Annotated in this window: 2 protein-coding genes; both read right to left on the bottom strand. The window is 61.5% G+C overall.

The features are described 5' to 3' along the window. A partial coding sequence (locus AC07W0_RS17685) for a hypothetical protein (protein ID WP_146013216.1) occupies window positions 1-659 on the bottom strand: 659 nt, incomplete at its 3' end. 188 nt (window positions 660-847) lie between these two features. Continuing rightward, the gene (gene prpD, locus AC07W0_RS17690) at window positions 848-2,332 is read right to left on the bottom strand and encodes a 2-methylcitrate dehydratase (protein ID WP_017845196.1); all 1,485 of its coding nucleotides are present in this window, start codon (window positions 2,330-2,332) and stop codon (window positions 848-850) included. Window positions 2,333-2,343: the final 11 nt, after the last annotated feature.

Consider the following 2,343-nt stretch of genomic DNA (forward strand, 5'->3'; position numbering starts at 1 on the left):
TCGTTGGACTGCGCCGCGCCTTGCTTGCCATGACCGGAAGAAGCTCCCTGATTGGCCTGCCCCTGCCCCTGCCCCTGCGCTGCGGGAGGCATCCGGGTCTGGGGAGTATCCGCGCCCAACCTCTTACTCAAATCACCGATCTGGTCTTGAAGCCCTTTAACGACCGAATTGAAACCGGACTCCAACTTATTGAGCCTATCGCCCAGTTGCTTATTTTCGGCAGTCAAGCGCTCAAGGGAGGGAGGAGCATCCCGCCCGGCCCCTTGTGTATTGTCCATACGGCCGCGCGCTTCAGGCGACGTGCCGTTCTGCTTCGCCGCAGGATCACCACGAGTACTGGGGTTCGACAGTGCCGCCTCTTTTCCAGACGCTGCCTTCACCTTGGGGTGCTGCGCAAGCTGGTTCACTTGCTCCTGAAGCTTCATGATTTGCGGCGTTAACTTGGCGACCATCTGATCATATTTTTCGGCCAACTGTTTGTTCTGGCCAGAGAGGTGTTCCAGATGAGCGGGTACCGCGTTTTTTGCCGCAGACGACGCCTTGGCCAGAGGACTGTCAGGTACTCTGAGGCTCTCGTCGGCGCGACGGAGCCTGGCGTTCGGCGACATGTCATAGCCGACGGTGTTGGGCATTGGCGGGCGATTGTTTACGCTATTCATAAAAGGGCCTTTTCAGATTCAGGTGTTTGATCCACAAGCATCGCTTGCCAGATGACCCGCGCCTGCAGGGCATCTGACACCTGATTGGCTTCTATCTGAAAACGGTTCCGAAGATGTAGGACGCATCAATCGCAAAGTATGTCTGTGTCAAAACCTGCCCTTCGCGAGCGTGCGCAACCACGGCGCGGTCATATCACCCATAAATCCACAAAGCGATTCACCGGCGTGGCTTCAAGCCGCGCCTGATCCTTGCACAACGCAAAAATCTCGGCACTGCGCTGGGCCGTAAAGCGCGTCGCCAGGTTGGCCTTGAACTTGTCTTCCAGCAACGGAATACCGTCCACCCGGCGCCGACGATGCCCAATCGGGTACTCCACCGCGACCTGCTCGGTGTGGGTGCCATCGTTGAAGAACACCTGCACCGCGTTGGCGATGGAACGTTTGTCCGCCTCCAGGTATTCGCGGCTGTAGCGGGGCTCTTCGACGATCACCATCTTTTCGCGCAGCTCGTCGATGATCGGGTGCGCAGCGTGGAACTCATCTTCGTACTGCTCGGCCACCAGCGTGCCGAAGGCCAGCGGCACGGCGGTCATGTATTGCAGGCAGTGATCGCGGTCGGCCGCATTGGCCAATGGGCCGACCTTGGAAATGATCCGAATCGCCGACTCATGGGTGGTGATCACGATGCGTTCGATGTCGTGCAGGCGATCGACAACCTGCGGGTGCAAGGTCACCGCAGCTTCGCAGGCGGTTTGCGCGTGGAACTCGGCGGGAAAGCTGATCTTGAACAGCACGTTTTCCATCACATAGGTGCCGTAGGGTTGGGACAGGCTGAAGGTGCGCTTGTCTTCGGGCTTGAGCGCCAGGTCCTTGTTGGTGTGGCTGAACAGCACGTCGTAGAAGCCCCATTGCGGCGCGCTCAACACGCCGGGAATACCCATCTCGCCGCGCAGCGCGATGTCTGCCAGCCGCACACCGCGACTGGAGGCATCGCCCGCCGCCCAGGATTTGCGCGAACCGGCATTCGGTGCGTGCCGATAGGTGCGCAATGCCTGACCGTCGACAAAGGCGTGGGACAGCGCCGACAGCAGTTGCTCGCGGTTGGCGCCCATCAGCTTGGCGGTGACCGCCGTCGAGGCGACTTTCACCAGCAGCACATGGTCAAGACCGACACGGTTGAAGGAGTTTTCCAGGGCAATCACACCCTGGATCTCGTGGGCCATGATCATCGCTTCCAGCACTGCGCGCACGGTCAGCGGCGCGTCGCCATTGGCCACGCGTCGTTGCGAGAGGTGATCGGCCACGGCGAGGATGCCGCCGAGGTTATCCGAGGGGTGGCCCCATTCGGCGGCGAGCCAGGTGTCGTTGTAGTCGAGCCAGCGCACGATGCAGCCGATGTCCCAGGCGGCCTTGACCGGGTCGAGCCGGAACGACGTGCCCGGCACCCGCGCGCCGAACGGCACCACCGTGCCCTCGACCAGCGGCCCCAGGTGCTTGGTGCATTCCGGGAACCGCAGCGCCAGCAGGCCGCAACCGAGGGTGTCCATCAGGCAGTTGCGCGCAGTGTCCAGCGCGGCTGGGGAGTCGATCCGGTAGTTGAGGACGTAGTCAGCGATGTCCTGCAAAACCTGGTCGTAGTCGGGGCGGGTGTTCTGGTCGACGTTGGCGCTCATGGCTGTTCTCC

Source organism: Pseudomonas sp. GW704-F2 (assembly GCF_059423025.1).

Coding starts and splice junctions, on each gene's coding strand:
- prpD (WP_017845196.1), bottom strand. CDS start 2,332: ATGAGCGCCAACGTCGACCAGAACACCCGCCCCGACTACGACCAGGTT.